Here is a 21,363-nt window from a genome sequence, read left to right on the forward strand (position 1 = left end):
AAAAAACATAACAAAAATGCTGGACGAACCCGTGTCCAGCATTCCGATAAGGGGTTAATTTTGCTTGATTCAGGTGGCCCGCCTCCGGGCACCATCACTAAAATCAACCTTTGATTTTATTGTGGTTTTTCGCCCTAAACGTCCAGAAAATCTACACTACCCCTAAAAGCTGGACACTTTTGTTCCCGCTTTGCGCTTATGTCGATGTACAACTGTCCGATTGTTGCTGGGGCGGTTGTCATCCTGGGAACGTGACGGCAGTATACCAGCAGTTGTCAAATTAGAGGCTGGCATGCGCACGCTTTTTCCCGGTTACTATCGTCCTGGCGCAGACCAGTTAAATTCTCTTCTTGGCTCCGCCACGATCGTGCTGGACGCCAATGTGCTGCTAAACCTCTATAGATATCCCAAGACTGCCCGCGATGAACTGCTCTCGGTGCTTGACAAAGTGCAGGATCGCTTGTGGGTCCCGTTTCAAGTCGCGCTGGAGTATCACCGTAATCGGGCCTCCGTGGTGGGGGAGCAGAAACAAAAGTTTGCCGAGGTGCGCTCACTGATCGACGGGTCCCTGAAGACGCTGGAGCGCGAATTGGAATCGAAGCTTAACAAGCGTCATTCTCTAATCGATGCAGGCAATCTGCTTGCTGGTTTGAAGCAGCACGCGGACCAGTTCTACACGCAGTTGGACGAACTCGAGGCTTCGCAATTTGATGTCAACGATGATGATGAGATCCGGAATAAAATCGAGAGCCTGCTCGAAGGCAGAATTGGTGATCCCCCAACACAAGAGGCGGTAATTGAGGCCCAAAAGGAGGGTGATGAGCGAATAAAGTTCCAGAGCCCGCCAGGTTACGCCGATAGCCGGAAAGTCGAGGCTTATAGCTATAACGGCGTGAGGTATCACGCGAAGTATGGTGACGTTCTTTTGTGGCTCCAACTCCTTAACCACGCAAAGGCACGGGGTGGTGATTTTATCTTCATCACCGACGATGAGAAGGCGGATTGGTGGTGGACAATCGATTCTGGCGGCAAAAAGAAACTTGGACCTAGGCCCGAACTAGTAGCTGAACTCAGTAGCGCGACAAAAGGCGGCATGTTCTACATGTACACGTCAGCCAACTTCCTCAAGCACGCGCAAGGAGCCTTCGCGGTTAAGGTTGATGAGGTTACGATCTCGCAAATTTCGGAGATCTCAAACATCGCCGGCCCTATGCCGACAATTGCTAATTTAACTTCGAACATAGTCGATTGGGCGGCCCTGCGCTTCTTTGCGTACAAAATGACAAGTTACGACCAAGCGCGTCGCGAGATATTTTTAGAGAGCGAATTCCTAGAGGAAACTATATTGCTCCGATGGGAGGCGGTTTCAAGCATCGAGCAGTTTTTTGCCGGAGTAAACAAGCTATACGTGGAGGCCAGGACCTCAGTAAAAGGGTTCAACTATCTCTGCTTTGTCGTAGTCTTGGACAAGTTTCAGATTAGCCAAGAATACGTTGACCAAGCTTTTTCCCCGCTCCGCTTGCCTACGCCATATACATTGGTGTTCTTTGACAAGGAGGGCGGACGCTTGACGAAGGTAGGGGAAAGATTTTCGGGCGGTTGGCCCGAGCACCTTGCCTAGGTCTTGCCTAGGTCAATCTTCTAAGACATTCCTGTCGAGCAACTCCACAGCCGCCTTTGCCAGCACTTTCTGGCGGGCGGCTTTCGTGTATCGCGTCACCTCTTTCGAGGTGGTATGGCCGGTCATCGACATGATCTGATGTTCGCTTGCGCCACGATCGGCGAGGCGAGCTGCTGCCGCCTTGCGCAGCCCGTGCGCAGAGCAGTGAAACAGCCCCGCTTCATCGCAGCGTTTGCGGAACCAGTTTCCGAAACCGTTCGACGTGAAGGGCTTGTTAAACTCGGTCACCAGCAACGTCAGATCTCCGCACGGGCTCTTGTCGATGATGTCGGCGAGGGTGGGGTGGATCGGGATGGCGAGTTTGACGGGTTTGTGCCGGCGGTTCTTGAACTGCGTGAAATTGAACCAGCCGTTGGATATGTGCTGCTTGCCAAAGAGCACGATGTCGCTGCGCCTCTGCGTCGTGTAGATCATCAGCGCGAGCGCCAGTCTTGCCTTGGTGCCGATCGGATGGCGCGCCTCAAATTGGGCGACCTCGGCCTCGGTCCATGAGTGGAAGCCTTCACCCTCAGATTTGAAGTAATCGACGTCGCGAGCCGGATTGGCCGGCGCCAGTTCAACGTCCTTGCTGGTCGCCCAGTTGAACACGGCGCGGAGCGCTTTAACGCGCCCGTTCGCGGCCTCGGGCAATTCCGCCTTGCGATCACGCAAAACGCGCACCGCCTTGGCGCCGAACGACGGCAGCGGCATGTCTTCGAACAGACGGGTTCCGCCTGGCTTGGTGGGTTCGGCCCATATGTGCTCGATGATCCCCTTCCGCACCTTCCGTGTGCCGGCGTCAAGCTGCTTGAAAACTGCCGACTGGAAATACTGCTCGCAGAGCCAACGCAGTGTTCCTTTCGTTGACAGCTTCGGCCCGACCTTGTCAGCCTTCAACTTACCTTCGAGGGCTTGGAAATAGGCTGCCTCAAACTCTGGCAAGCCAGGATGGCCGGGCAGGCGGATCTTCGGCTGGCCTTTCTTGCGGAAATAGAACCGCAGCACTCCATCGGTCTTGTCTTCGACCAGGTATTTTCTTCTGAGCTTCCTTGGCATCAGGTTTCAACATCCCACTCGCCGCCCTCGTCGATCTCTCCACCGGGCAGGCGGTCGAATGCCCGATCGAGTTGAAGTCGGTCCCAAACGGTGCGTCCGTTGGGCCTCTTCGGTCGGGGCATCCTGCCATCCTTCACCATTTCGTCAAACAGGCTGGTCGAGACGCCGACATAGGCCGACGCCTGCTCACGGTTGAGCCCGCGCACGGGCGGCAGTGGGCAGGCCGTCACTCTGGGCGTCGAGCGGCTTAGAGCTACCATCAGGCGACCTCCTCGCATTCGAGCGGTAGCCCGCCGTTGTGGCCGAGCATAGCGACTGCGCGCGCCTGGTCGCGGCGCTTCTGGTTCTGCTTGTGCGTCACCAGCTCCGTATGTTTCGGGTCCGGATTGACGCAGAGGCGGTTGCGGCATTTGTGGTCGAGCTGCTTCTTGCCGGGAATGTAACCGTGCTCGTTGGTCCACATGACCAGATGCACGGCGACCGTCTGGCCGCTGAGAGACATGCGTGGATAGTCCTTGCCGCGACCGGTCTTTCCCGACGTCGGGCCTTGCCAGATCCAGCAGCCGGTTACGGGGTCGGTGACGACCCTCGCCATGATCTTCTCGCGGATCTCGTCGCGGCGGCTCATCATCATCCGTGCCGCCTCCAGAGGTCGAAGTCCGAGCGGAGTGCTTTCCAGCGCTCGGCGGCTGCGGGGTCGTCGTTCAACTGCTTGCGGGAGGAGATCGCGAGAACCGAGCGCACGCGCGTCGCCGCTCGGTCGTTGGTCAGCGGGGCTTCAAGTCCGTGCTTCTCTTCGAGGTACTTCTTGAAGGCCGGTTCTGCGCATTTCATGGAGCACTCGGCCGCAAAGTCCTTTGGCTTCTCCACGCGCTGTTCGACACGTCGGCGCAGCCTGACGATCTCATCGAAGGCGTACTGCAGAAGCGTGTCCATCGCGCGCATATAGGTCGGCGCGTGCGCCATCAGGCGGCGATCTTCGCGACCGCACTCCGGCAAGATCAGCGCGATCGGCTCGACTTCGCCGGTCATCGGCTCCTTGGAGCAGATCTCATTCTTCCCGCGTTCCACATCGTAGGACTCGCACCATTCCTCGCTGGCAAGGGCGAGCAACTTGCGCGCGTCGCGATACTTTTCCTTCGCTATGTCGATGTTCATGGTTTCGCCTCGCCGGCGTCGTTGGCGATGAAAAGCAGGACATCGGCATGGCAAGGGTCGCCGGGCTTGCACCAGCAGGCGAGGTTCTTGCCTTGCAGTTCACGCCGGATCTCGTCGCAAGTCGGCGGCGCGTCGAGTTCCGGTATCTCTCCGCCGATCCATGCGTCGAAGCATTTCATGGCATGGTACTGCCACGTGCCCTCGATCGGCGGTCGACCGATTGCAGCATAGATCGCCTGGAGGTCGTCGAAGTCCTGCTTGATGACGGGATTGCCGTACTTTGACGGCCGCGCGACGTTGACCGCCGGCAGTCCGTTGGTGGCCTCGCTGATCTGCTGCAGGCTGAAGCCTTTGGTACGAGACAGCTGAAGCCGGACAGGCTTGGTGCCGTCAGCCATCAGTTTGCTCCCGCGCAGCGGACGAATTTCGGCTTGCCGTCTTCGACCTCGAAGCGGAAGGCGATTTCGTCGGACCAGTGCCAGATGTTGATGAGGTGCAGGCCAGCCGGTAGAGGGGCGGTGCCCAGAGCGTCCGGATCGCCCTGCTCGACGAGTTCGGCGACGCTATAGAACATCGTTTCGCAGTCGCATTCGTCCGCGTGGGCGAAATGCGTGGCGTCGTCGGGGTAAGGGTCGCACTCGAAGGTGCGATCGTCATTCACGATCAGCTCAAAGTAACCGTACGTGCGATGAGCGCAAAAGCTCACGACCTGGCCGGGCGTCACCGGCAGGCTATTGCCATCGCTGCGATCTTTCTCCGCATCCTCGTCGAGCAACAACCAGCCGCCGCTACCGTCGGTGTGGACGCAATCGGCGGGGTCGGCGACGAGGATGCCGGCGACCTCGTCGAGCCAGACAGTTGGGCACCACCTCGTTGCGACTTCCTTTTGCGGATTACAAAAGGGTTCATACATCGGCGTTCTCCCTGATGACTTTGACCTTGCGGATCGCAGCGACGGGAACGCGGCGGCGCTCGGCCGCAATGTCACGCGCGGCTTTGGCGTCGGCGGCGTCGATGTCGATCGGCGACAGGTCCGGATCGTGGAAATGGATGCGGAAGGGGTAGAGGGCGTTAGCCATTGGTGCCGCCCTCTGCTTCAAGCATGGCCTGCCAGCGTTTGAACCCGTCGAGCTTGCGGCGTTCGCGTTCGGATTCGCCTTTGAACGGCTCGTCCAAGACGTCGTAAAGCCAGCGCAGCGCCGCGTTGAGATCGGCCACCTCTTCGAAGAGATGCGTCCGGTTGAGCTTGTGTGTGACGGGTTCGGCTTCGTGGAAGCCTTGAATGAGGCAACGTGCCAAGGCCTGAGAAAGCTCTGCGCATTCCTCGGCGCACTTGCCGAGCGCCTGATGCAGTACGATGTCCGTTTCCGGTTTCCAGAGGGTGATGCTCATGCGGCTGCTCCTTCGCGGATCGCGGCGGCGTTAATGGCGGTTGAGAAAGATCGGGTCGGGTCGTCGAGCCAGAGGGCGCATAGGTCGTAAGCATCTACGCCATGGCGGTCGGCGATCTCCTGGAAGCTCTCGGTCGCGTCAGTCAGGCTGCCAAGGCGGGAGTCGACAAGAGCAGCGGCGAGCCGCGTGCCGTGGGACTGGCGGACAGTTTGAAGCCAACCGTTGGTGGATTGGGTCATGGCGAGAGGGTCCAGAAGAAGGCCGCAAAGAAGATGAGGCTTGATGCCATGGCGGCGAGCGCGCCGCGCACGATCCAGACAGGAGCGTCGTTCACAGGGGACACCAACTGCGGATCGCGGCGGCGGGCTCTCTTCGCCACGGGCTTTACGCCGGGTTCGCCCGGGCGGTGGCGAGGTCTGCGGCCTTCGGGCCGAGCACGCGAATTTCTTCGGGGGTGAAGTTCTTGCGCTTCAGGTCGTCGGCCGTGCAGCCGTCGCCATGTTCGACCATGGCGAGAACCATGCGGTTGAGAGTGTTTCGAGTTTTGAGTCCGCCGTTCGGTTGCATGTGTTTCTCCGCTGTTGAAGTGTAGGAAGCGAAGAAAATATGCATAACGCATCTTAATGCGTCAATCCAAAAAATGCATAAAGCATTTATTTGAGGTAGTGCGTCGCAATCGTCAACCGGAAACCACTCGACTCAAGGTCGGAAATCTGATTTGAGTTCGCGTGAACGAAAAGAGAACAAACGGGAGCTTGATAGATGCCAAAGGCGCCGGCAATTGACCATCCAGACGCTTTGAGATTGGTGGTTGAGCTTTCGAGCGTGTATGTCGCCTGCGATGACTGCGGTCATGCGCGAGTGCTCAAGCTTTCGAATTTGCGCCAGGTGTCAGCGCTTGGAGTGCACAACTACATGCAGTTGTGCCGCAAGATCCGTTGCAGCGAGTGCCCAAAGGTGCCTCCCGCCCACAGAAATCTGACCATCCGGCCTACATGGTTTTCAGATTTGCCGGCTCAGACGGTAGCGTGAAACACAATCTTATGGACCGAGAAGATTCGGTCGGCGGAGAAGCTAAGCTCCTTCTCCTCTCCTTCATCAGGATTGTGCTGCCATAGCCGCAAGACCTTCGAAGACTTCGACCGGAATTCCTTGATGTAGCTTTCCGGTTGGCCCTCGTCGGCGCCGAGGATCTGAGCAACTACATCGTCCCCTGCGCGAACGGGCTCGTTCGGGTTCAACCACACCGTTTCCCCTGCCTTGAACCGGGGTTCCATCGATGTCCCGTAAACTCGCACAGCGTAAGCGCCTTCGACGCCCTCCAGCATTGGAGGGCAGAAGACCCGGCCAACCTCACTTCCGTTAAGGATGAATTGGCCATTGGGGCCCCCAGCGGATTGGCCGAGCAAAGGTATCGAGTGAGTGCCAGAGAACGATTGGTACTTCGGCGGGAAGCTCGCGTTTGGCTTGCTGGTCTGTTCGAAATTAGGTCCCGTTTCCTCCGGAAAGCCGGCGAGCGTGTCTACACTTTTCCCGCGAAGAAGCCAGTCAAGGGAAACCTTGAACCGGCGCGCATAGAGCTCAGCTTCTCGGAGAATACCGCGCGTGCCGTTCTCATGCTGGCTGTAGGTGGGATAAGCAACGCCAAGCGACTCTGCGGCTTCTTTCGCCGTCCGGAAGCCCGCTCGCTTTCGCGCCTCTTTGAGACGCTGCCCGATTTCTTTTTCATCGCTCATACGCATTTTGATATCCGAAACTGAAATGCAATAGGCATTGACTCGAAAGAATGCGTAGTGCATTTAAAATGCATGACGCACGTAGACGCTTGTCCGAACATCATCGTTGAGGCCTTGAGCGCGCTGGAGATGAACCAGCCGCTTCTCGCGGACGCGTTGGGGGTGGATCAGGCCACGGTGTCGCGGTGGAAAAATGGCAAGTCCAAGCCCTCCCGACCGGTTCTTAAGTTGATCGAGAGATTGCTTGAAGATCGACGGTCCGCCGTTCGCTCCGTGGAGGTCGATGAATGATAGAGTTTCCCAAGCGAGGCGCGAGAAGACCGGGTTTCCTCCTCCCGCCCGGGCGCCTTGCTGAAGGGCAGGGGCGCGGTGTTGATACGCATCGTTGCCGCGCCCCTGCTTTTGTATCTGCCTACCCATGTGGGCCTCCCTTGATCTGATGGCCTGAACCCTACGCGCGGCACAGCCGAGCGTCATCGAATCCTTTCCCAAGATCCTTCCCTTGCCACTTTTGCGGGGTGTTTTCGCATGTCCGGCATTCGCACAATTTCCGATGAAGAGATCCGCACGCTGAAAGCGGATACCGAGGCTTGCTACAAGCTCGGCGGCGGCGTGACCGGCTTCGAGCCGCTGACCCGTGTCACGACTGGCAAGCTTTCCGAGTATGCAAGCTTCGACGAGCGCAACAAGAAGCGGCTGATCCCGATCGACGTCGCGATCGAGGCCGACCGGCGGGCGAAATCCCCAGTCATCGTCAAGGCAATGGCCCGGTTGCTCGGCTTCGACCTGACGCCCATGTCGCAGCGCGAGCGAAGCACAGCACTCACCGAAGCGGATGCACATCGCGTGCTCTACGAGGCGACCGACGTTGCGCGCGCGATCCTCGACGCCTTCCGCGACGGCAACGTCGATGCGCTCGACCGCAAGACGATCCGCAAGGAGCTACGCGAAGCAATCCGCGCCCTGGAGGAGGTCGATGCTGGCCTCGACGAGGGGGCGGCATCGTGACCGGCAACCTTCCGAAAAACATGGGCGAGAGGGCGGAACGGCTTCTTGCTGCCGCCCTCTCTGAGGGTGTGCTGGTCGTCGGGACCGAAGCGGAAGTGAGAACCTGCCGTAACCTCAACGGCCGGGGCCTGCTGCGGCGCCATCCGCAGGACGCCAGCATCTGGTATCCGGCCGACAAGGCGTACGAGCTGGCGGGCGTGGACCGGCCAACCTCCATGGCCGACCTTGTGAACCACAGCGCCGAGGCAATCGCCCTCCACGCCGCAAACCATCCGCAGGCGCGTGATGTGCTGCCGGTCAGCATCGATATCGGGCTCGATGGCGGCGGTGTCGATGTTTTGTTTACTTCGCCACCTTGCGAGCATTTCGCCGTCCCCGTGCCTGTTGCGACCCCGATTGCCGAATCTTCGGACCTGGTGGCTTCGATCAAGACGGCGCGCGCTCTCTTGAGCGCCGGTGATGTGCGGGCGGCGTTGCTGCTTTCGACCGGGGCCTACGAGCAGGCGAAGGCGGCGGTGAACTATGCCGAGAAGGTCAAGGCCTCGCGCGAGCTGATCGAGAAGGCGCGCCTTATGCAGGCTGAAGCGCTGAAGATCGAAAGCATGTGCTACGTCGCAATGGCCGACACGATCGACGAGGCGCAGGAAAAAGGGAAGGTCGCCAAGCAGGGGCGCGCAACAAAGGTCCGCGATGCGGACGTTTTTTCACTCGACGATGTCGGCATCGACAAGCGCCGCCTGCATGAGGCGCGCAAGCTGCGGAACGTTGTGCGCGAGCAGCCTGATTTCGTCGACCGCGTGATTGCAGCACGCTTGGAGGCCGGGCTTGATCCGAGCCGGCGCAGCCTGTCGCACGCGATCGGCACGCGATCGGCCCCGTCTGATGAAAAGGGCGACCAGCTCTATCAGTCGCCGATCGAGGCCATGCGCACGCTGCTGGCGCTGGAAAGCTTCTCGGCGACGGTGAAAGAGCCGGCCGTCGGGAAGGGCGCGATCATGCGCCCGCTCGAAGATGCCGGCTATGAGGTGATGATCGCGGATCTCGTCGACCGGGGCGTTGCCACGCGGCGCGGCGAGCCGCAACAGGTGGGGGACTTCCTGCTTTCTGTCGCCGGTAGTTCCGTCGGCGTCGATATCGTCACCAACCCGCCCTATGCGGAGCTGGCGAACTCTTTCCCGGCTCATGCGCTGCGCGAGCACAAGCCGCGCAAGATGGCGCTACTGCTCAACTGGAATTTCGCGGCTGGTTTCGACGACCCGAACCGCGTCTTCGTCATGGACGAAAACCCGCCTTCGCGCGTCTACCTCTTCACCCGGCGCCTGCCGATGATGCACCGGGACGGATGGGACGGCCCGGAAGCGTCGAGCCAGATGAACACGGCTTGGTTTGTCTGGGAGCAGAACGAAGACGGCAGCTACGGCGACGGCTTCCCGCGCATCATTCGCGTGGATTGGAAGGCCTATGAGAACGCCGCGCCGTTGTTGCCGGGGGCCGGCGGCAATGTCGCGCCCATGACCTTCAAGCCGCAGCCCGACGAATTCGCCCGCGAGACGCCCCGCAAGACGATGGACGAACGGCTCGACGAGGAGCGGGCTCGTGCACTCGTCTGGATGCTGGAGCATGGCGAATTCGACGACGTGACCTTGCGGCGCGGGATCGGGGTGCGGCCGACAGTTTCGGAAGCGCTGATAGCCAGCCTTTCGGACGATGGGCTGATCGAGTCGCGCGACGGGGTGACTTGGGCATTGTCTGATGCCGGGACATCGGCGCTGCATGCGACCGCCGGAGCCCTGTTGCTGAAGGCGGTCACACAATGACGGCGCTGCTTCCAATCGTCGAGGAACTGCTCGACGCGACCGATGATGCCGCTCGGGCTCGCTGGATCCTCAATGCACCGCTGGACGTGCTGCTGCGCGACCAGATGGCAATCCGCGCCGCGCTCCAGCGGGCGGGTTTTCAGCCGGGCCTCACCTGCCTGGCAACCGAAATCGCCGCGCTCTGCGGCACCCGCTGCGATGACGGCGGCCATCCCATCACTTTGCGGGTCTCGCGTGAGTACGCGCGCTTGCAGCTCGTCGAGATCGCGCGCCGAGGCGCTAGGGCAGGGGGCATGAATGTTTCGAACTGACCTGTTTGCAGAGACAAGCGGCGACGCGATCATGGCGTCGGTTCATCTGGGCGAGCCGCTGATCATCGACAGTTTCGCCGGCGGCGGCGGAGCTTCGACTGGCATCGAATTGGCTCTTGGCCGATCGCCCAACTTTGCGATCAACCACAACGCCGACGCTCTGGCGCTGCACGCTGCGAACCACCCGGAAACGCACCACCTTTCGGAAAACGTCTACAGGCTGGACCCCTTGGACTACATCAAGGGGCGGCATATCGGCTTGGCGTGGTTCTCGCCCGACTGCAAGCACTTCTCCAAAGCCAAGGGTGGCAAGCCGGTGGAGCGCAACATTCGAGACCTATGCTGGATCATTCCAGGCTGGATCGAGCGCATTCAAGAAAGTGGCGGCAAGGTCGACGTCGTCATTATGGAGAACGTCGAGGAGTTCAAAGACTACGGGCCGCTCATCGAGACCCCGAAAGGCCTTAGGCCGGACCCTGACAGGAAGGGCGAGACCTATCAGAAATGGTGCCGCAAGCTGCGCCGTCGCGGCGCGAGGATGGAAAGCCGCGAGTTGAGAGGCCGCGACTATGGCGCGGCGACGATCCGCAAGCGGCTGTTCATCATTATGCGCTTCGACGGAAAAAAGATCGTCTGGCCTGAGCCGACGCATGGTTCGCCGGACGATCCGGACGTGATCGCCGGACGCAAGCAGCCTTGGCCGATTGTTGCCGACTGCATCGACTGGAGCCTTCCTTGCCCATCGATCTTTGACACGGCCGACGAGATTTGGAGCAAGTATCAGCTACGGGCGCAGCGCCCGCTGGCCGACAACTCACACGCCCGTATCGCTCGTGGGATGGACCGGTTCGTGATCCGTGCGCATCGGCCCTTTCTCGTACAAACGGGATACGGCGAGCGGGTCGGGCAGTTGCCGCGCTGCATGAGCGTGGATCAGGCGCTCGGAACGGTTGTGGCTGGCGGGGCGAAGCATGCGCTTATTGCGCCGGTGCTGACCTATGCGCAGCAGGGTGGTGCGGTGCGCTCGGTCGAAGGGCAGGCGCATACGATCACTGCGAGCGATAAAGATCAGAACGCGGTCATCTGCGGGTTCATGGCGCAGTACAACAATGGCAAGTTCGCCGGCGGTGTTCATACCGGCCGCCCATTGGACACAGCTGCATCGACGATCACTCAGTCGGACAGCCAGCAACAACTTGTGTCGGCTTACGTCGCCCGTCAGTTCGGGACCGGGACCTGTCATAGCGTCCAGCGGGCGGCGGGCACCATCACAACGGAAGGGCAGGGCAAGAGCCAACTGGTTATGCCGTATCTGCAATCCTACTACGGAACGGGCGAGGGCGCGCGAGCCGACGAGGCTATGCGCACGGCAACCGTCAAGGCTCGTCACGGTCTGGTCGAGGCGGTTGTTGACGTGCCGCCCTTTACTGAGGCGCAGGCGGTCCGTGCCCGTCAGGTTGCCGCATTCATGCGGGCGCATGGCCTCTGGGATGATCGAGAGTTCGTGACGATTGAGGTCGATGCCGTGACCTTTGTCGTTGTCGATATCGGCATGCGCATGTTGACGCCGCGCGAACTCTACAACGCGCAAGGCTTTCCGCCTGATTACGTCATCGACGGGGCTTGGGATTATCAGCTCGATGGCATGGGGCCGATTTGGCGCGACTTTTCGAAGTCGGTGCAAGTTTCATGCGTTGGCAACAGCGTATGCCCTCCCGTCGCGCGCGCCCTGGTCGCCGCCAATTGCAGTCACCTCGCGGTGCGGAGGGCTGCGGCATGATCTGGTCGGATGAAGGTTACCGAATTGCGCTGATGTGCGGTCGCGTCCATGTGGGTGCGATCTATCCTCCGGCCCGGCGCGCCAAGGTATGGCGCTGGCGTATCTGGTTGACCGAAAGCGGCAGCAAGGTTTCTGGCTCGGAGCCGTCGAAAGCCGCCGCGACCCGGCAAGTCGAGATCCGCTTCAAGGCGTTTCTGTGCGCGGCGCAGTTGGCGCCGGAAGGCGGTGGCCAGTGACGGCGCCGACGCGGATTTCTCAACATCAGCGAATTGCATTGGAATTGGAGGCGGTGGAGTGAGCCAAGAGGCAACCATCCGGCGCGGCGTGCGAAATGCGCGCTATGCGGCGATACCGAACCACGTATTTGAAGATGCGCGTCTCTCCATGGAGGCGCGTTGGCTGCTAAGTTACCTGCTTTCCAAGCCGGATAACTGGACGGTGGTGCTGCGCGATATCACCAACAAGGGTGGTTGCGGACGCGACAAGGCCCGCAAGATGATCGCCGAGTTGGTCGAGTGCGGCTATGCAGAGCGCGAGCAGCAGCGCGACGACGGCAAGTTCGGGTCGTCGGTTTTGGTGATCTTCGACGAGCCGCGCAACGTGCTGGAAAATATGGCTTCCGGCGAGAGTGTTGCATTTCTACCGCAGACTGAAATGCCGGCGCCGGTGATGCCGTCGCCGGTTTCGCCGTCGCCGGTAAAGTCGGCACATAGTAATAACTTAGATTCAGCAAATACTGATTGTAAGAATCTGAGAGAGGGCGTGCGCGAGGCGGAAGGGCAGGAAAGCCCCACGGAAAGCGCAGCGGCCATCGACAGGGCCTTCTGGGCGTTGGTGAAGGATTGGCCGGGTTTCGCCGGCATGCCGAAAGAGCCGGCTCGTCGCGCCTGGTACCTGCTCACGGCCGACGAGCGTCACGAGGCTGCCGAGCGCTTCCCGCGTTGGTTGGCGTTGCTCAAGGCGCAGAAGAAATCCCACGTGCCGGCGCCGTCGACCTATTTTAGTGAGAAGCTGTGGCAGGCCGTGCCCTCGGCGAAAGAGGCCGAAAAGCCGACCAGTGTCATGGCTAACCCTTACGGCAAGCTCTGGAATGCGACACGCATTGCCGAGTTGCTGTGCCCTCCGACCGGCTCCATTGCCGGGCCGACAGCTTTCGACAAGCTCCAGATCGATCACGGCAAGACGACCCTCGCCGACGTGATGGCTGAGAAGCGCATGCGCGGCGGCTGGCCGACCGTGAACACGATGCACGAGCGGGCCAGAGATCGGCAGGGCTGGGTATGCCAGCTCGCGATCGAGGAGCCCGCCAAGGGCTTTGAACAGGTGCACCGAGATTCCGACCACATGGAGGCTTGGCGTCGCGAACACAAGCGCCGTGGCTGGCCGTTCTTCGACGGGCGCTTGCCTGACTGGGTCTACTTCCCGGCGCTCGACCCCGACGAGGATCTCGACCGCGCCGTTGCGTCGGCGGTCGATCGATACCGCGAACAGATTTCCGACTATCTCACGGCAAGGAGCAAGGGCGACCATGATGCAGCATAGGGGATTGAAGGGTCAGCCGATCGCAACCGCATCGCGAGACGGTTTCATGGACCGAATGCGGCGAATCACAGCAATGAATTTGAAGGCAGCCTCAATGAAAGTGACCGAAATGAACCCCGAAAACGCCCGCTGGTACTGCCTGCACGTCGTGCGCGGAAAAGAATTCGATGTGGAAAACGCACTGACGGCGGCCAACGTTGAGGTCTTTGTGCCGCGTGAAAAGATCGTTTCCATACGTCGCGGCAAGAAAATAGAGACCGAGATTCCGCGTTTGGCGAGCTATCTGCTCGTTCGTGTGGTCGGTTCTGCTGAGGCGTTCTTGGCGCTTCGCCATCAGAAAAATGTCATCAATATCGTAGGCTGCGACGCGTATTACCACGTGGTCAGTGATAACGATGTGGCTGTTTTCAAAGCACTGTCAGATGGACTCCAAGCGCCGCGCGTGGCGACTGACAAATCGATTGGACAGGGCACACTGGCGGATATCGTCTTCGGTCCCTTCGCAGGTTTCCGGTGTGTCGTGACGGCCGTGAGGTGGAGCAGAGAGGCAAGGGCAAGTGTCCGTATCAATGTCGGGCAAGAAGGGCACAGCACGCCGTTCGACATTGAAAGCATGCCTCTTGCGTTTCTCAAGAAGCTGTGAGAGTCATCTGCCACGGACGAGCCGGATGACGTTACCCTCCGATCCCCTAGCCAGGTGTTAGGGCAGAGCAGGCGAAAGCCTCAGGGAACCAACGCACCGGCCCCACGCCCTCACAGCCTCCGAAGCGAGGCACCGAGTCAGGGCGAGTGCTACTGCTATGACCAGATGATAGGCGGCCGAAAGGTCGCCTTTTTCGTTTTAAGGGTTATGAGTTTCTCGCTGGTCTTCGCCGATGATCGACGCCCACATCAAATTCGATCTGTCGGGCTTTGATCGGTCCTTGCGCGATATCGAGCGCAAGCAGTTGCCGTACGCGATCATGCTGACGCTGAACGAGACGGCGAAGGGCGGGCGGCTCGAAGTGCAGCGCGAGATGGATCGCGTGTTCGATCGGCCTACGCCCTATGCAAAGCGCGGGGTCGTCTATGATCGAGCAACCAGGCAGAACCTGCAGGCTGCCGTCGTGGTGACGGGTGATCGAACCAAGGGCGGGTTGCCAGCAACGGCGTTCCTCGGACCACAGATCGAAGGCTGGATGCGCACGCATAAGGCGTTCGAGCGGCAGCTTATCGATCGGGGACTGATGAAGCGTAACGAGGTGGCCGTTCCTGCCAAGCGTGCGCCTCTCGATCGGTATGGCAACATGACGCAAGGTTTTCTGAACCGTGTCATGGCTGACTTGCAGATCGACTATCGAGGTGCCGGTGCTACCCGCGTCCGCTCCGACAAGTCGGCGAAGCGGAACAAGAACTACAAGAACGCGCGGTTCTTCGCTGCGACGCGCCCGAGCCATCTGTTTCCGGGTGTATGGCAGCGAGACCCGACCACGCAGGCGATCTTCCCAGTCATCCTGTTCGTGTCGCAAAGCACGTATCGCATCCGCCTCCACCTTCGCGAGGTCGTCGAGCGCTATGTGGCCGCGAACATTCACGATCACTTCGCAGTTGCATTCGAGCGGGCGGTTCGAACGGCCCACTGACTAGCTGATCCAATTGGAAAGCCAAACGACGAAATCGGGGATGCTATCAAGCCCTGCTTTGAGTCCCGCCATCATCGTCTCTTTTGTCGCCTCAGCAGGGAGTGCCTGAAGTTGGGAAAGCAGTTTTTCTTTTACGCTATCATCTGCGTCTGATGCGATCAGCTTGTCCGCAAGCACTCGCTTAATCGAATCTTCGTGAAGCTTGATTGTGACCACTCCAAGAATCGCAGTTAGTCCACCGTCGCCCGCGAGGAAATCTAGACCACTGGCGGTTATGGATGCGTCCCTCGGGTCTCCGTATCCCTTGGGGTTGGGGTGATGCAGTTCGAGCAAGCCGTGCTCTTGAAGATAGTGCATGTTCACCTTTAGGCGGCTGCCCCATTCTTCGCCGAATGATTCCTCAATGTTCATGCGTTCGGGGTATCCGCCCGCCAGAGTTTGCAAAACTTGGTGTTGAAAATGCCTATCAAGCAACTCGCCCATAGTGTCTCCATTGCCTCATGAATCGATAACGCGCGTCGGGACATTAGCGAACCTGCGAGGCTGCGCTAGTCGGGCGGGACAGGAATGCGGGTCCTTCCTGAGAAAACCCGACCTACGGGTATTTGGCACCGCGGTGGTTGCCTAGTCTGAGCGACTTTTTGAAGCCTAAAGTCAGAGCCTAAACTAAAGAGCTTGGCTAAAGTCGAAAGCTAAAATGAGCCTGTCCGCTGACACGATGACGAAGGGTGCCTTCGCCGCACACATCGGCGTGAGCGCTGGCCGGATCTCGCAGTACATCGCCGAAGGCAAGATCTACGGCGATGCACTTGAAGGCGAAGGTAGGGCGGCGAAGATCAGGCCGGCCATCGCCCAGTCCCAGTTGCAGAAAACGCTTGAGCCTTCCCAGCGCTTTGGTGCCAACGGGCAGGCATCGTTGAACATGCCAACCCGCCAGCCAGCGCTGAACCTCGGTGGGCGCGCGGCGCGACCGGCCTCGGTGCCGGTTACCTCGGATCCAGACGAAGCGGACCTGATTGTCCGGGACGACGTTGCCGACAAGTTGGCGGCCGAGCGTCTCAGGCAGCAGCAGATCAAGACAGCCCAGCTGGAGCGTGAGGAAGCGCTTGAAATTGGGCGGTACATGCTTGCCGACGATGCCAGGCGTCAGACGGTCAAAGCCGTCACCGAGGCCTTCAAGGTGATGGAACTTGGTATTCCGGCCATGGCGAAGGCGATGGCTGCCCAGTTCGATGTTCCGATGCACGACGTCATGCATGCGTTGCTCAAGTCGTTCCGCGAAACACGGGCAAAGGCTGCGAAGGACTTTGCCAGCACCGCTGCGGGGCAGGCTGAACACGTCGAGGACCAACAGCCGTGACGATGTTGTTCAATCCGGAGCGGATGATCTATTCGGTCCTGGCCGAGATCTGCGAGCCGCCGCCGTCAGTCGACTATCTCGACTGGGCCAAGCGGAACATCGTGTTCTCGGAGCGCATCACGGACCATCCGGGGCCGTACAACGAAGACCTAGTCCCGTTCTTTTCGGAGATCCTTCGGGCGTTGTCGCCCGAGGACCCGTGCAACATCGTCAGCCTGGCGAAATCGGCACAGATCGGCGGCACCATCTGTGCCAACATCTTCACGCTCGGCTCGCTTGATATGGCGCCCGGCGATTTCCTCTACGTCCACCCGACAGAGGAGAACGCGGGGCGCTGGTCGAAGACGAAGCTGATGCCGCTGGTGCGCGAGATGCCGGCCGTCGCCAAACTGTTCTCGCAGAACAGCCGCGATGCCAGCAACTCGGTGCTCTACAAGGAGCGCATCGACGGACGCGGCGCCATCCAGGCGGCCGGCGCCAACTCGCCGGCAGGCCTGTCGATGATCTCGCCGCGAAAGCAGGTCCAAGACGACCTTGCCAAGTGGCAGATGAACGAGGCGGGCGACCCGGAAGTCCAGGCGGACAGTCGCAGCAAGGCCTTCTTCAATGCCAAGGTCTTCAAGATCTCGACGCCGATGGTCGAGCCCGGATGCAAGATCACGGCGAACTATCGCGAGGGGACGCAGGAGAGCTATCACGTTCCTTGCCCGCACTGCAGCGAGTTGCAGGAGCTGCGTTGGGAAAACATGCGGGATCACATCGATCCCGAGCATCCGGAAAACGCGCACTTCGTTTGCATCGGTTGCGGTTGCGAGATCCACGAGCATCACCGTGAATGGATGGTGCGGCCGGAAAACGGCGCGAAGTGGGTCGCCAAGTATCCCGAACGGGCGCGCCGACATCGGTCGTTCCGGATATGGATGGCGTATTCGCCTTTCGAACGCTGGGAGAACCTGGCGCGCGAATGGCTCTCGCTTCAGGCCGGTGGACCGGAGAAGCGGGACAATGGCTCCGGAGCCGAGCAGACCTTCTTCAACGACTGGCTCGGTCTTGCCTATGAGGCCGACAACAAGGCGGTCGATTGGGAAGTTCTACGCGACCGCGGCGAGGAGCAAGGTTTCCGCCGCGGCGTTATTCCGGCGGAAGCGCTGGCGTTGGTGCTCGGTCTCGACGTCCAGGGCGACCGCGTCGAATGGCTCCTCGTCGGTTATGGACGCAACCGCTATCGCGCCGTCATCGACCACGGCGTAATCGACAACCGCGCCGGCAGTCATCTGCCTGGGTTCAAGGAACACTCGGGGCACATTTCCGAACCAGAGGTGCGGGCAGCTCTGGACAACTTGTTGCAGCGTCAATGGCTCGATGAGCTTGGCCGGAAGCGCGCCGCCGATCGTCTGGCAATCGACGGTAACGCGTACACCGACGACGTCTGGAACTGGGTTCGTAAGCACCCGAAATCTCGCGTCATCATGGTTCGCGGTGGCAACACCGAGGCCGCGCCGCCGATCGTGCAGACGAAAGAGTACGACAAGCGCGGCAAGCCGAAAAAGCAGAAGTGGTCGTCGCGCTTCTTCACGTTCAATGCCTCGGCCTTCAAGCTGCGGCTCTATCGCGACTACAAGAAAAGCGATCCGGAACGGGCAGGCTACATCCGCTTTGCCAGAGGGTTTGGCGACGACTTCTACCAGCAGGCGACCTCGGAGGCGCGCGTGCCGGAAAAGACCCGTAGCGGCCACACCCGTTATGTCTGGAAGCTGCTCGACGGTCGCCGCAACGAAATCATCGACATGCTCAACCAGAGTCTTGCCGGTGCCTATCGCTGGGGCGTGCCGTACTGGACGGACGAAGAGTGGGACGCAATAGCCGACCGCCTCGGCCGGATCGAAGCGCCGCAGCAAGGTGACCTCGAAGACCATCTCAACCGGGTTGAGGTGAAAACGGAAACGCCGCCCGAAACGACGGCAACCGACGCATCGTCGCGGCTCGCCGCCGCACTTGCGCGTGCCGAGCGGGCACGCCAGCGCAACAATCGCTAGGATCTCTGATGGCTCTGACCGAACAGGAACGCTCCGTGCTGCAGGCGCGGCTCGCAGAAGCGCGCGAGGCACTCCACCAACTGGAGATCGGCCGCGCGGAAGTCAGCCTGAACTACAACGGCGAGGCGATTACCTATGCCGCCGCCAATGTCGGGAATCTGCGCCAATATGTGCGCAGTCTTGAGGCGCAGCTGGGCCAGCGTCGAATGGGCCGGGCCCGTAGCCGTGGGGTGATCTTCGGATGAGCGATGTCGCGATCTACGGGCCGGATGACAAGCCGTTGCCCGATGCCATGCGCGCGGCGGCGCGTATGCAGATGACGAAGAACCGGATGATGGCATCGACCGCCTATCAGGGTGCCGCCAGCGATCATCCGTCGCTCGCCAAATGGCGGCCGGGCACCTGGTCGGGCCAGTCGGCGTTGTCGTGGAACCGTGTCGACCTGGTCGATCGGCTCAACGACGTCGCCCGCAATGACGGCTGGGGTGCCGCCGGCACCTCGCGCCTGGTCGACAACATCATCGGTTCCGGCTGGACGCTTGCCGCCAGGCCGAACCATGTCTCGCTCAACATGACGTTCGAACAAGCCGACGCGATCTCCGACAGGATCGAGGCCTTGTGGCGCGACTACACGCAGGACGTCGACAAGTGGTGCGATGCCGAGCGGACGAAAACGATGGCCGGCATTCTCGGCCTTGCCGCCCGTCAGCGATTCGGCCCTGAAGGTGAGGCGATGGGCGTCATCGTCTGGCACGACAACGCCCCGTTGTTCCAGACCGCTGTTCATGTCGTCGACCCGGCACGGTGCTCAAACCCGAACGGGCGTATGGATGACGAATTTCTGCGCGATGGGGTTGTGATCAACGGTTACGGCGCTCCTCAGGGTTATCATTTCCGCAAGTCGCATCCCGGCGAAGTCTTCGCCGGCAATACCGGTCTGTGGCAATGGGAGTATGTCGAGCGGGAAACCGAATGGGGACGACCGATCGTCGTTCATGCTTTCGAACAGAAGCGCGCCGGCATGACGCGCGGCGTTTCGGACTGGGCGCCCATCATCCGCTCGATCAAACAGTCGACCGATTATGAGGACTTCGAGAGCCAGGCGGCGGCATTGAACGCAGTCATGGCCGCCTTCATCGAGACGCCCTTCGATCCGGAAGAGTTTCTCGATGCCATGGGTGAAGACGTGTCGGCCCAGAAAGTCGCGAGCGTCTACGGCGAGATGTCAGACGCGCAGAAGGCTTACTACAGCGCCGCGCCAATCGACCTTCCCGGCGTTCGCATCAACATGCTGCAGCCGGGGGAAAAAGCGACCCTGACAAAGCCCGAGCATCCGAATGCGAACTTTGAGGCCTTCGTCAATGCTGCGCTGCGCAAGGTCGCGAGCGCGATCGGCATCACCTACGAACAGCTGACGATGGACTGGAGCAACGTCAATTACTCGTCGGCACGCGCGGCCCTGCTCGAAATCTGGCGCGGACTGACGGCGAAGAAGGGTGGTTTTGCAGCCCAGTTCATGGCTCCGATCTATCGTGCGTTCCTTGAGGAGGTCTTCGACAAGGGCCTGATCGAACTTCCCGCCGACGCCGTGCCGTTCGACCAGAACCCGGCGGCGTGGTGCCACGCGGACTGGATCGGTCCCGGCCGTGGCTGGATTGATCCGTTGCGCGAAGCGCAGGCTGCCGGCGAGCGCATCGAAAACAACCTGACGACGCTCCAGCAGGAGTCGGCAGAGCAGGGCCGGGACTGGAAAATGGACGCGCTGCAGCGGGCACGTGAGCGCAGCTTCTATGAAAAACTGGGCTTGCCCATGGGGCCTGCCGATGTCTCGGCGCGTCCGCGCGTGAACCCGGCTGATGATCGCGAACCCGGCGAGGATACCGAGGAGGAGGTCAACGGCCGCAAGTCTGCCCGCCGGCACCCGGTCGGCATCCCTGCGATTGCCAGAAGGAAACCGGCATGAGGAACTATCCTGAAATCGCCAGCCGTATGTTCGGTACGCCGCTGATGCTGCATCCGGCAAAGGGCGACATCATCGCGCGCGCCTTCGGGCCGCGGGTCCTCGGTGCGCCCGATGTTGCCGCGCATGTGGCCGGTGGCGAGGAGATGGGCCTGATTGGCGAGAAGCTGCGGGACGCGAAGGACTATTGGGGGGACGACGTCTACAAAGGTCCCAAGATGTTGTCCGAGCGTGGCATTGCACTGATCGAGATCGAGGGCTCTCTGGTCAACAAGGGCAAGTGGATCGGCCAGTCGTGCGGGATGACGAGCTATGAAGCGATTTCGCTTCAGGTGCGCGATTGCATGGAGAGCGCCGACGTCAAGGCAGTGGTGCTTGAGGTTGACAGCTTTGGCGGCGAGGTGACTGGCGCCTTCGACTGCGCCGAGCAGATCTTCGAGCTTTCGCAGATGAAGCCGACGATCGCGGTGCTCACCGACCACGCTTGCTCCGCCGGTTATTTGTGTGCATCGCCGGCCCGACAGGTCGTCATTCCCCAGACCGGGATCTGCGGTTCGATCGGTGTCATTTCCATGCATGTCGACATGAGCGCCTGGCTGGCGAAAGAGGGGCTGAACGTCACGATCCTTTCGGCTGGCGCACACAAGGCCGACTTCAATCCCTATCAGGCCATCCCCGAAGATGTCTTGAAACAGGAACTCGCCGAGCTCGAAGAGCTTCGCGTTGAATTTGCGGCGACCGTTGCGCGCTTCCGCGCCGGCCGCCTCACCCAGCAATCCGCTCTCGCCACCGAGGCGCGGGTCTATCGCGGACAGAAGGCGGTTGATGCCGGCCTCGCCGACGCGGTTGCACGTCCTTCGCAGGTCCTTGCGGCCTTCGAAGCGGAACTGAGCCGGACAGCCGGCTAACCCACCATCATACGGAG

Annotated in this window: 27 protein-coding genes; 15 read left to right on the forward strand and 12 right to left on the reverse strand. The window is 60.6% G+C overall.

Annotation, left to right across the window (positions count from 1 at the left end):
- Positions 1-292: 292 nt before the first annotated feature.
- Entirely contained in the window at positions 293-1,621 is a 1,329-nt protein-coding gene (locus tag BLU35_RS00760; protein ID WP_093231883.1) for a PIN-like domain-containing protein, read from the forward strand.
- Between the two features lie 12 nt (positions 1,622-1,633).
- Here BLU35_RS00760 and BLU35_RS00765 read toward each other — a convergent pair whose 3' ends face one another.
- The 11 genes from BLU35_RS00765 to BLU35_RS00815 form a co-directional block, all read right to left on the reverse strand.
- Entirely contained in the window at positions 1,634-2,716 is a 1,083-nt protein-coding gene (locus BLU35_RS00765) for a tyrosine-type recombinase/integrase (protein ID WP_093231884.1), read from the reverse strand.
- The gene (locus tag BLU35_RS00770) at positions 2,716-2,976 is read right to left on the reverse strand and encodes a helix-turn-helix transcriptional regulator (protein WP_093231885.1); all 261 of its coding nucleotides are present in this window, start codon (positions 2,974-2,976) and stop codon (positions 2,716-2,718) included. The genes BLU35_RS00765 and BLU35_RS00770 overlap by 1 nt, the downstream gene beginning before the upstream one ends.
- Positions 2,976-3,347 (reverse strand): HNH endonuclease signature motif containing protein, encoded by a 372-nt coding sequence (locus BLU35_RS00775; RefSeq protein ID WP_093232301.1) that lies wholly within the window; start codon positions 3,345-3,347, stop codon positions 2,976-2,978. Before BLU35_RS00775 ends, BLU35_RS00770 begins: the two co-directional genes overlap by 1 nt.
- On the reverse strand, positions 3,347-3,874 hold the full coding sequence (locus BLU35_RS00780) for a hypothetical protein (protein ID WP_093231886.1): 528 nt from the start codon (positions 3,872-3,874) through the stop codon (positions 3,347-3,349). Before BLU35_RS00780 ends, BLU35_RS00775 begins: the two co-directional genes overlap by 1 nt.
- On the reverse strand, positions 3,871-4,272 hold the full coding sequence (locus BLU35_RS00785) for a DUF4326 domain-containing protein (RefSeq protein ID WP_093231887.1): 402 nt from the start codon (positions 4,270-4,272) through the stop codon (positions 3,871-3,873). Before BLU35_RS00785 ends, BLU35_RS00780 begins: the two co-directional genes overlap by 4 nt.
- On the reverse strand, positions 4,272-4,787 hold the full coding sequence (locus BLU35_RS00790; RefSeq protein ID WP_093231888.1) for a hypothetical protein: 516 nt from the start codon (positions 4,785-4,787) through the stop codon (positions 4,272-4,274). The genes BLU35_RS00785 and BLU35_RS00790 overlap by 1 nt, the downstream gene beginning before the upstream one ends.
- Complete coding sequence (locus BLU35_RS35505; protein ID WP_176907096.1) at positions 4,780-4,953, reverse strand: hypothetical protein; 174 nt, start codon at positions 4,951-4,953, stop codon at positions 4,780-4,782. The genes BLU35_RS00790 and BLU35_RS35505 overlap by 8 nt, the downstream gene beginning before the upstream one ends.
- Complete coding sequence (locus BLU35_RS00795; RefSeq protein WP_093231889.1) at positions 4,946-5,266, reverse strand: nucleoside triphosphate pyrophosphohydrolase family protein; 321 nt, start codon at positions 5,264-5,266, stop codon at positions 4,946-4,948. Before BLU35_RS00795 ends, BLU35_RS35505 begins: the two co-directional genes overlap by 8 nt.
- The gene (locus BLU35_RS00800; RefSeq protein WP_093231890.1) at positions 5,263-5,505 is read right to left on the reverse strand and encodes a hypothetical protein; all 243 of its coding nucleotides are present in this window, start codon (positions 5,503-5,505) and stop codon (positions 5,263-5,265) included. Before BLU35_RS00800 ends, BLU35_RS00795 begins: the two co-directional genes overlap by 4 nt.
- Positions 5,506-5,650: 145 nt before the next feature.
- Entirely contained in the window at positions 5,651-5,833 is a 183-nt protein-coding gene (locus tag BLU35_RS00805) for a hypothetical protein (RefSeq protein WP_093231891.1), read from the reverse strand.
- Positions 5,834-6,282: 449 nt separating this feature from the next.
- A complete protein-coding gene (locus tag BLU35_RS00815; protein ID WP_286161418.1) occupies positions 6,283-7,008 on the reverse strand; it encodes an XRE family transcriptional regulator in 726 nt (241 codons plus the stop codon).
- Positions 7,009-7,131: 123 nt separating this feature from the next.
- Here BLU35_RS00815 and BLU35_RS36575 point away from each other — a divergent pair, with 123 nt between their 5' ends.
- From BLU35_RS36575 to BLU35_RS00860, 9 genes are all read left to right on the forward strand, one after another.
- Positions 7,132-7,293, forward strand: coding sequence for a helix-turn-helix domain-containing protein (locus tag BLU35_RS36575; protein ID WP_353615015.1), 162 nt, complete (start codon positions 7,132-7,134; stop codon positions 7,291-7,293).
- 237 nt (positions 7,294-7,530) lie between these two features.
- Complete coding sequence (locus BLU35_RS00825; RefSeq protein WP_093231894.1) at positions 7,531-8,010, forward strand: phage regulatory CII family protein; 480 nt, start codon at positions 7,531-7,533, stop codon at positions 8,008-8,010.
- Positions 8,007-9,827, forward strand: coding sequence for a hypothetical protein (locus tag BLU35_RS00830; protein ID WP_093231895.1), 1,821 nt, complete (start codon positions 8,007-8,009; stop codon positions 9,825-9,827). The genes BLU35_RS00825 and BLU35_RS00830 overlap by 4 nt, the downstream gene beginning before the upstream one ends.
- The gene (locus tag BLU35_RS00835) at positions 9,824-10,138 is read left to right on the forward strand and encodes a hypothetical protein (protein ID WP_093231896.1); all 315 of its coding nucleotides are present in this window, start codon (positions 9,824-9,826) and stop codon (positions 10,136-10,138) included. Before BLU35_RS00830 ends, BLU35_RS00835 begins: the two co-directional genes overlap by 4 nt.
- The gene (locus tag BLU35_RS00840; RefSeq protein WP_093231897.1) at positions 10,125-11,918 is read left to right on the forward strand and encodes a DNA cytosine methyltransferase; all 1,794 of its coding nucleotides are present in this window, start codon (positions 10,125-10,127) and stop codon (positions 11,916-11,918) included. Before BLU35_RS00835 ends, BLU35_RS00840 begins: the two co-directional genes overlap by 14 nt.
- On the forward strand, positions 11,915-12,154 hold the full coding sequence (locus tag BLU35_RS00845) for a hypothetical protein (RefSeq protein WP_093231898.1): 240 nt from the start codon (positions 11,915-11,917) through the stop codon (positions 12,152-12,154). Before BLU35_RS00840 ends, BLU35_RS00845 begins: the two co-directional genes overlap by 4 nt.
- A gap of 58 nt (positions 12,155-12,212) precedes the next feature.
- Complete coding sequence (locus BLU35_RS00850; RefSeq protein ID WP_093231899.1) at positions 12,213-13,460, forward strand: helix-turn-helix domain-containing protein; 1,248 nt, start codon at positions 12,213-12,215, stop codon at positions 13,458-13,460.
- A 94-nt stretch (positions 13,461-13,554) separates the two neighbouring features.
- The gene (nusG, locus tag BLU35_RS00855; RefSeq protein WP_286161419.1) at positions 13,555-14,103 is read left to right on the forward strand and encodes a transcription termination/antitermination protein NusG; all 549 of its coding nucleotides are present in this window, start codon (positions 13,555-13,557) and stop codon (positions 14,101-14,103) included.
- Between the two features lie 232 nt (positions 14,104-14,335).
- A complete protein-coding gene (locus tag BLU35_RS00860) occupies positions 14,336-15,082 on the forward strand; it encodes a hypothetical protein (protein ID WP_093231900.1) in 747 nt (248 codons plus the stop codon).
- Here BLU35_RS00860 and BLU35_RS00865 read toward each other — a convergent pair whose 3' ends face one another.
- Entirely contained in the window at positions 15,083-15,565 is a 483-nt protein-coding gene (locus BLU35_RS00865) for a hypothetical protein (RefSeq protein ID WP_093231901.1), read from the reverse strand. It abuts the gene before it with no gap.
- Positions 15,566-15,779: 214 nt separating this feature from the next.
- Here BLU35_RS00865 and BLU35_RS00870 point away from each other — a divergent pair, with 214 nt between their 5' ends.
- From BLU35_RS00870 to BLU35_RS00890, 5 genes are read left to right on the forward strand one after another with little or no spacing between them, the layout of a single operon-like run.
- Positions 15,780-16,442 carry a hypothetical protein gene (locus BLU35_RS00870; RefSeq protein WP_176907098.1) on the forward strand — a complete coding sequence of 221 codons (663 nt, stop codon included), beginning with the start codon at positions 15,780-15,782 and terminating at the stop codon, positions 16,440-16,442.
- A complete protein-coding gene (locus tag BLU35_RS00875; protein ID WP_093231902.1) occupies positions 16,439-18,478 on the forward strand; it encodes a phage terminase large subunit family protein in 2,040 nt (679 codons plus the stop codon). The genes BLU35_RS00870 and BLU35_RS00875 overlap by 4 nt, the downstream gene beginning before the upstream one ends.
- Before the next feature lie 8 nt (positions 18,479-18,486).
- Entirely contained in the window at positions 18,487-18,723 is a 237-nt protein-coding gene (gpW, locus tag BLU35_RS00880) for a gpW family head-tail joining protein (RefSeq protein ID WP_093231903.1), read from the forward strand.
- Positions 18,720-20,441: a phage portal protein gene (locus BLU35_RS00885; protein WP_093231904.1), complete on the forward strand. Its 1,722-nt coding sequence runs from the start codon at positions 18,720-18,722 to the stop codon at positions 20,439-20,441. The genes gpW and BLU35_RS00885 overlap by 4 nt, the downstream gene beginning before the upstream one ends.
- Positions 20,438-21,346 carry a S49 family peptidase gene (locus BLU35_RS00890; RefSeq protein WP_089043282.1) on the forward strand — a complete coding sequence of 303 codons (909 nt, stop codon included), beginning with the start codon at positions 20,438-20,440 and terminating at the stop codon, positions 21,344-21,346. Before BLU35_RS00885 ends, BLU35_RS00890 begins: the two co-directional genes overlap by 4 nt.
- The last annotated feature ends 17 nt before the right edge of the window (positions 21,347-21,363 follow it).

Source organism: Sinorhizobium sp. NFACC03 (assembly GCF_900103435.1).
Lineage (GTDB): Bacteria > Pseudomonadota > Alphaproteobacteria > Rhizobiales > Rhizobiaceae > Ensifer.